The organism is Christiangramia sp., from assembly GCF_029937855.1.
Taxonomy (GTDB): Bacteria; Bacteroidota; Bacteroidia; order Flavobacteriales; family Flavobacteriaceae; genus Christiangramia.
This window is the reverse complement of sequence record NZ_JAPYPC010000013.1, coordinates 80641-88035: the sequence shown is the minus strand read 5'-3', so window position 1 is coordinate 88035 and position 7395 is coordinate 80641. Positions and strand designations below refer to the sequence as shown.

The following is a 7395-nucleotide window of genomic DNA, read 5'->3' as shown; positions in this document are numbered from 1 at the left end:
AAATAAGTCCAACCCCTGTTATTTAAACTTTACACACTTTGCGGGATAGTGTCTAAACTTCACCTTTTTAATGATGTTTCATCGTTAAGCAGCGTCGTCTGTAGCCTCTTCGTTGTTCACGTCGTCTGTATTGTGAATTTCTTCATCAATTTCCTGTTCTACTTTTTCTGCTCCCTTTTTAATCTTTTCACCTGCTTTCTCGGCACCTTCTTCTATGTCTTTACCTATTGCCTTAGCAGCTTCTTCCGTTTTTTCCTGGGTGGTTTCTCTACAAGAGTAGATGGAAAGGCTGAAAATAGCAGCCATAATTAAAATCACTGATTTTTTCATAATCTTAAATTTAGGATTAATTAAAAAAAGCCATTCAGAGAATGGCTTTAAATTTATTCAGAAAGAAGATGATTACATATCATCGTCTGCGTTCATATCGTCAGTTCCTTCTACTTCTTCTTCCATTTCATTTTCTGCATTTTCAGCAGCGTTTTCTACTTCTCGTCCAGCTTCTTCAGCAGAGTTCTCGATGTCGTTACCCATTTCTTCTACGGCATCTTCAGTTTTTTCTTCTGTAGTTTCTCTACAAGAGTAGATTGAAAGAGACATTGTTGCAACAGCAAATAGTAAGAATAATTTTTTCATTGTTAAAATGTTTAATTAGTTGAAGAAACAAAGTTAAACAAATTTTGATTATGCAAAAGGACTCTTTTCACTTAAATATTTCCAATATCTTTTAGGGACCTGTTGCACGTGAAGCCTCATATTTACTCGGTTTTTAATATTTGTGCAATCGAAATACTCTTTCCATAATTTCTGATAGTAGATTTCTCCTACTTCAAAATATTCTGAATTTGCTCCAGAAAAGCCTATGTCTTCAGGTAGAGCTATAGAAACATATTCCATTTTTGAAAGATCATAATAGACTCCAAGCTTCCTTTTTATATCATAAATCAACCATTTTTGATCTGCATATCTCTTTTTAAAATGTGGGTTTATTATGGGAAGGACATTGAAATCTGGCTCTATAATAGCGAAGTAAATTTTATCTTTTGTTAATCTAAATCTTACAAAAGCTTCCATTCGGTGTTTCTCCCTCGCAACCTGTTTGGCAATTTTTGAAATATATAAAACAGCCGAATGAGAATAATCTAATTCTACTTTTTCTTTTTCTGAAAAAATATACCTGATCATTTCGTATAATTTTATTTCAATATCCTGTGCTTCGCTAAGAAAGGCATATTTTATCTTTTTAATTCCGTTGACTGAAGCTTTAGACTTTAATGCTTTTAGCACCCTTTGGGCCTTTTGTTCTTCAGTTATTATATTGTGAGTTCCGGTAAATAATTGTTCCTGATCTTCAGCCTGCGGAAGGATTTGAATTATCTTTAATTTTTGCTCATAAGCCGTAAAAATGCAGGTGAGAAAACCTTTAAAACTCCCGTCGTATTTTAAAATTTTTTCTGTCACTAAAAGAGGCTTAACTGGTTGTTGAGTTTCTTTCTGAATTTGCTTTGAGAATTTTGAATGATGATAGATTTTAAATTTTCACTCGAAAGTTCTCGAAGTTCTTTTTCCCTGGAATCGCATGTGATAAAATATTTAGCCCGATTGTAAGCAATTCCTATCTTTTTTAAATGTTCCCAGTTAAGTTTTTTGAATTTCCTGGCATGAATGATCTTATTCACCGATTTTAATCCAATTCCAGGCACCCTTAATAAATGTCTTTTCTCGGCTTTATTAATGTCCAGAGGGAAATGTTGGCGATTTCTCAATGCCCAACTCAATTTTGGATCAATGTCCATATCCAGAAATGGAAAGTCCTTATTTAAAAGCTCTCTGATATCAAAACCATAAAAACGCATTAACCAGTCGGTTTGATAAAGCCTATTTTCTCTAAGCATAGGTACCTGTGAGTTCAAAGCAGGAAGGCGGGGATCATTACTTATCGGTACATATCCTGAATAATATACACGCTTCATGTTATAGTTCTTATAGAAAAATGCCGAGGAATACATGATATCTCTATCACTTTCGCCCGTTGCGCCTACGATCATTTGCGTACTCTGGCCGGCGGGCGCATATGTTGGGGTGTGTTTTATAAGCTTTGATTCCTTTTTATATTGAATGATTTCATTTTTCACCTTTTCCATTGGTTTCATAAAATCTGTATGATCCTTTTCAGGAGCGAGTAGTTTTAATCCGGATTTTGTGGGAATTTCGATGTTTACACTTAATCTATCTGCATATAGACCCGCTTCACGCATAAGCTCATCACTGGCGCCGGGAATACTTTTTAGGTGGATATATCCATTGAAATTCTCTTCTTCCCGAAGTTTTTTTGCCACACTTATGAGCCTTTCCATCGTATGATCCGGACTTTTGAATATTCCGGAACTCAGGAATAAGCCTTCAATATAATTTCTTCGGTAAAAATTGATGGTGAGATCTACCACTTCCTGTATCTTAAAGGCCGCTCGCTTAATATCATTACTGCGTCTGGTGACGCAATAAGCACAGTCAAAGATACAATGATTGGTAAGTAATATTTTGAGCAGGGAAACGCACCGACCATCCTGGGTATAAGAATGGCAGATGCCCATTTCCGAAGCATTTCCTAGACCTTTATTTGTATTTTTTCGCTTGCTACCACTACTGGAGCAGGAAACATCATATTTAGCAGCATCTGCCAATATGCTAAGTTTTTCTTTTATCCGATCGAAATCCATAAAATTGGAAATTTTCCAAAATTAGGAAATATTCCAATTTGTTTGAAATTTTTTCTCTTTTATTCTGAAGGTTTGAAAATTAGGTTACTCTACACTGGATTTCTTTTTCTCGGGATAGGTGGCAGGGTTTTCTCCTGCTAAGCGTGCAAAGTTTCTATATGCCTGTTTTACTTTTTCTTCAGGTGTTGTTTCAAATTCTTTTTCGGTTACTTCATATTTTTTCTGGAGCTCTTCCAGTTCCTGGTGTAAATTTTCCTGGACTTCAGCATATTCAGGATCCCCATAAAGATTATTTTCTTCCTTCGGATCTGTTTTCAGATCATATAATTCCCAGGTATCAATATCATCATAGAAATGAATTAGTTTATATCGTTCGGTTCTTACTCCGTAATGACGTTTTACCATGTGAAAGGCGGGGAAATCATAGTAATGATAATAAACCGCATCTCTAAATTCTTCCTGTTTACTATTTTCGGTAAGTAAAGGTTTCAGAGATTTTCCCTGCATGGCATCTGGTATTTCTACTCCGGCAAAATCTAAGAAAGTAGGTGCGAAATCCAGGTTCTGGGTAAGCGCATCAATAGTAGTTCCTTTTTTTATCACTTGTGGATATTGGATGAGTAGGGGCATAGCCAGTGATTCTTCATACATAAAACGTTTATCAAAAAAGCCTTTTTCTCCTAAATAAAAGCCCTGGTCTGTAGTATAAACGATTATAGTATTTTCAGTAAGTCCCTGCTCTTCCAGGTAACCAAGAATTTTTCCAACACCTTCATCTACTGCAGCAACGGTTCCCATATAATCCCTTAAATAACGCTGACCTTTCCATTTTGCTAATTCCCTGCCTTTTAAATTTGCCTCATGAAAAGCATCATTTTTAGGCCTATAGGCTTTGTTCCAGGCCTGGCGCTGTTGTTTTGTCATCCTTTCAAAATCTGAAGTCCAGGGGTTGTGTCTTAATGAATCACTTCCTTTAGCTACCGTCATTTTTAAATCGTGCCCTTCATACATATCTTCGTAGATAGTTTGCAATTGTTCCTGAGCAGCTATTTGATTCTCGTGTTCAGAAAAATAACTATCCGGTAAAGGGAAATCTATAGAGTCATAAGTGTTGATATGTCTTATAGGTGGCATCCAGTTTCGGTGGGGTGCTTTATGATGTACCATTAAAAAGAATGGTTCATCTTTTTTTCTTTTCTCCTCCATCCAGTTTATACCCATATCGGTAATTATATCTGTTGCATAACCGTTGACAATACTGGTGTCATTCGCATGGATAAATTCAGGATTGTAATAGTTTCCCTGATCATTCAGGATATTCCAGTAGTCAAATCCCTGAGGTCTTCCGTGTAAATGCCATTTTCCAACAATCGCAGTTTGATACCCCGCTTCTTTTAAAAACTTTGGAAGTGTGGGTTGAGAGCCGTCAAAGACTTCGCCATTCATTCTAAACCCATTAATATGACTGAATTTCCCCGTTAGTATAACTGCCCTACTGGGACCACATATAGAATTAGTACAAAAATTATTTAAAAACTTCGCGCCGTTATTTGCAATTCGGTCAATATTTGGAGTAGGAGCTTTTTTACTCACCGGATGACCATAAGCACTAATTGCCTGAGCTGCATGGTCATCTGTCATAATGAACACAATATTTGGTCTTTTCTTAGGGTATGTTTTAGAAGACTCTGTTTCGTTATTATCTCGACATCCAGTAATTACTAAACAAGTGAGTATAAGAACAACATGGTAAAAGGAAATTTTATACATGGGTGTAGTTTTAAAAACTGAAAATTACAAAAGTTTTCGTTAAAATTTAGTAATTTTCACCTGCTCAATGACTGCACAAACCATTCTACAGGATGCAAATTAAAATTAATAAATATCTGATATTTATGGTGTTACTAATTAATAACACCTATTCTCAGGAACTTGTGCCACCCATACAAAACTATTCGCCTGCTGAATATTCAGCAGCCAGTCAAAACTGGGATATTGCTCTGGACGAGCGAGGCGTGGTATACATTGCTAATAACCAGGGCCTATTGGTTTATGATGGGCTAAGCTGGGAATTATTTCCTTTAGAAAGTCAGTCGATCATAAGATCTGTATATCCTCATAAAGGAAGAGTTTACACGGGTTCTTATAAAGAATTCGGGTATTGGGAAACTACTAAAGACGGGACTATGCTTTATAATTCTCTTTCTCATTTAATGAGTGAATTTGATATGCAAAGCGATGAATTCTGGGAGATTATCGCCTATGAGGATGCGATATATTTCAGGTCTTTTGGTGCTGTCTATAAATATGTAGATGATAAAATTACCAAGATGCAGGATATTGTATCTACTTCACTTGGCGTCTTTAAGAACAATTTAATAATGTCTCCCAGAAAAAATGGATTGGTATATCTTGATAAAGGAACAACCAGGCCTTTAGAAGGTAACCAGGAGGTTATAAAGGATCTAAATATTATAGATATTGAAGGAAAGGGAGATACTTTATTTATTGGTGCTAAGGAAGCTTTATATGCATATGTAGATGGAAAATTTTCCAAATTTCGGGATCAAAAGCTTAATAACCTACTGGAAAGATCTGAGTTGAACCATATTATATCGGTAACGGATGATGAGATAATATTAGGAACTATCAAGAATGGTATAATCAGTTATAATCTTGAAACCGGGGAAATGCAGGTTTTTAATAGAAATTCAGGCTTACAAAATAACACAGTTTTGGGAATGAACTACGACAAGGGAAGACTATGGCTGGCCCTGGATAAAGGGGTAGATATGATAGATCTCAAAGCACCTATAATTTTTTATACCGATAATACAGGAGAATTAGGAGCTGTTTATGACATTCAGAAATACCAAGGAGATTATTACCTGGCAAGTAATACCGGTGTTTACAGTTTTACAAATGGGAATCTCAACTTGATTGATAATGCTGAAGACCATACCTGGAATTTAGAAGTGATCGATGATATTTTATATGCCAACCATAATACTGGTATTTATAAGATAGTTAATAATGTATTTATTCCTATAGAAGCCAGAACCGGTAGTTTTAGTGTGAAAAAAGTAATTGATGACCCTGATAAACTGCTAATAGCTAATTATACGGGAATAACTCTATATGATAAAAGTAAAAATAGTTTAAGAGAATTGGAGTCGATCAATTTTCCGGTAAAGGATCTCATCCTGGCAGATAAATCGACTATTTGGGTCGCCCATCCCTATGAAGGTGTTTATAAAATTACGCATGATGCTTTCACTAATTTGGAAGTGAAGAAAATAAAAGCGCTTGGAGGAAAAGCAAATTTTAATCCACAGATATATGAGCTGAATAAGCAGATTATCCTTTACGTAAATGATAGGTGGTTTAAGTATAATCCTTTTAAAGATGATTTTGAAAGCTTTACTGAACTGAATACTTATAAGGATGCACGATTGATCTTTGAAGATAGGGGCGAGTATGTTTTTACAAATTCGGAAGATGGATCTTTAACTATTACTGATCTACAGCAGAATTCGATATTTATTCCTTCGAAAAGATTGGATAATAGACTGGTACGTTCTAATGAAAACTTTATTCAAGAAAATGATTCCATATTTTATATCACTTTAAATGATGGTTTCGCCAGATTAAACCTCAAAAGTTTAAAAGAAGATAATAAGGAGGAGTGGATAAGCCAGCCTTTTCTAAAGGAGTTCTCTAATGATTCAATTCGATATTCATTATCAGGTAGCTCTATAATTCCTTTTAGAAATTCCAGAAATATTACCATAAAAGCCGGAATGCCGGTTTCTGAAGCAGATGAATTAACCTATGTGCTTAAGGGGGAGGAAGTCTTAACCGGGGCTTTTAAAGAGGGAGCCATGAATTTTAGAAATCTGAGTCATGGGGATTATGAGCTTTCTCTAAGCGCTTTGGGTAGCAACAAAAAGAATATTTCAACAGAAAAATTCTGGTTTAGTATTGCCCCGCCCTGGTATTTATCAAATGGGATGAAGGCTGTGTATGTTTTAATCTTAATTAGTTTAATCCTGTTTATTTACTGGTTAAATAAACAAAAGCTTAAAAAACATCAGTTGCAGCTTGAAGAAAAATTTGAAAACGAACACGCGGAGCGGCTTAATAGAATTGAAAAGGAGCGACTTATCAATGAGATTGATCTCAAAAGAAAGGAATTGGCCAACACAACCATGATGGCGGCCAAAAAGAATGAGGTATTAATGGAAATCCAGGGAGAGTTGAATAAGGATAAGGGTAAATTCTCAAATCAATTCCGTTTGAAACACATTATGAACAAAATTAATAATGCCGTAAAGAGTAAGGATGAGTGGAAAGTTTTTGAAACTAATTTTAATGAGGTACATGAAGATTTTTTTAAGGATTTATTAGACAGGTATCCAAAACTAACGAGTAAGGATCTAAAATTATGTTCCTATCTCAAAATGAATTTAAGTTCTAAAGAAATAGCGCCTTTGATGGGAATTTCAGTTCGGGGAGTGGAAGTTCACAGATATCGGCTGAGAAAAAAGATGGAATTGGATAGTGATGTGAATTTGACAAAATTTCTAATAAAGAATTTTTAGATTCTTAAAAAATACACTAAAATTTTCTTAAATCTTACTACTACATCAATACATCATACTCAAAATACTTTCTT

Annotated in this window: 6 protein-coding genes; 1 reads left to right on the top strand and 5 read right to left on the bottom strand. The window is 35.1% G+C overall.

The features are described 5' to 3' along the window. Window positions 1-84: 84 nt before the first annotated feature. The 5 genes from Q1K34_RS09015 to Q1K34_RS08995 form a co-directional block, all read right to left on the bottom strand. Window positions 85-330 carry a hypothetical protein gene (locus tag Q1K34_RS09015; RefSeq protein ID WP_300437477.1) on the bottom strand — a complete coding sequence of 82 codons (246 nt, stop codon included), beginning with the start codon at window positions 328-330 and terminating at the stop codon, window positions 85-87. 72 nt (window positions 331-402) lie between these two features. After that, window positions 403-600 carry a hypothetical protein gene (locus tag Q1K34_RS09010; RefSeq protein ID WP_367183315.1) on the bottom strand — a complete coding sequence of 66 codons (198 nt, stop codon included), beginning with the start codon at window positions 598-600 and terminating at the stop codon, window positions 403-405. 84 nt (window positions 601-684) lie between these two features. After that, window positions 685-1461: a TIGR03915 family putative DNA repair protein gene (locus Q1K34_RS09005; RefSeq protein ID WP_300437472.1), complete on the bottom strand. Its 777-nt coding sequence runs from the start codon at window positions 1459-1461 to the stop codon at window positions 685-687. Further along, on the bottom strand, window positions 1461-2720 hold the full coding sequence (locus Q1K34_RS09000; protein ID WP_300437469.1) for a putative DNA modification/repair radical SAM protein: 1260 nt from the start codon (window positions 2718-2720) through the stop codon (window positions 1461-1463). The genes Q1K34_RS09005 and Q1K34_RS09000 overlap by 1 nt, the downstream gene beginning before the upstream one ends. Before the next feature lie 84 nt (window positions 2721-2804). Next, the gene (locus tag Q1K34_RS08995) at window positions 2805-4490 is read right to left on the bottom strand and encodes a sulfatase (RefSeq protein ID WP_300437466.1); all 1686 of its coding nucleotides are present in this window, start codon (window positions 4488-4490) and stop codon (window positions 2805-2807) included. A 125-nt stretch (window positions 4491-4615) separates the two neighbouring features. Here Q1K34_RS08995 and Q1K34_RS08990 point away from each other — a divergent pair, with 125 nt between their 5' ends. Continuing rightward, window positions 4616-7321, top strand: a complete 2706-nt coding sequence (locus Q1K34_RS08990; RefSeq protein WP_300437464.1) for a LuxR C-terminal-related transcriptional regulator — start codon at window positions 4616-4618, stop codon at window positions 7319-7321. The last annotated feature ends 74 nt before the right edge of the window (window positions 7322-7395 follow it).

Coding starts and splice junctions, on each gene's coding strand:
- Q1K34_RS09015 (WP_300437477.1), bottom strand. CDS start 330: ATGAAAAAATCAGTGATTTTAATTATGGCTGCTATTTTCAGCCTTTCC.
- Q1K34_RS09010 (WP_367183315.1), bottom strand. CDS start 600: ATGTCTCTTTCAATCTACTCTTGTAGAGAAACTACAGAAGAAAAAACT.
- Q1K34_RS09000 (WP_300437469.1), bottom strand. CDS start 2,720: ATGGATTTCGATCGGATAAAAGAAAAACTTAGCATATTGGCAGATGCT.
- Q1K34_RS08995 (WP_300437466.1), bottom strand. CDS start 4,490: ATGTATAAAATTTCCTTTTACCATGTTGTTCTTATACTCACTTGTTTA.
- Q1K34_RS08990 (WP_300437464.1), top strand. CDS start 4,616: ATGGTGTTACTAATTAATAACACCTATTCTCAGGAACTTGTGCCACCC.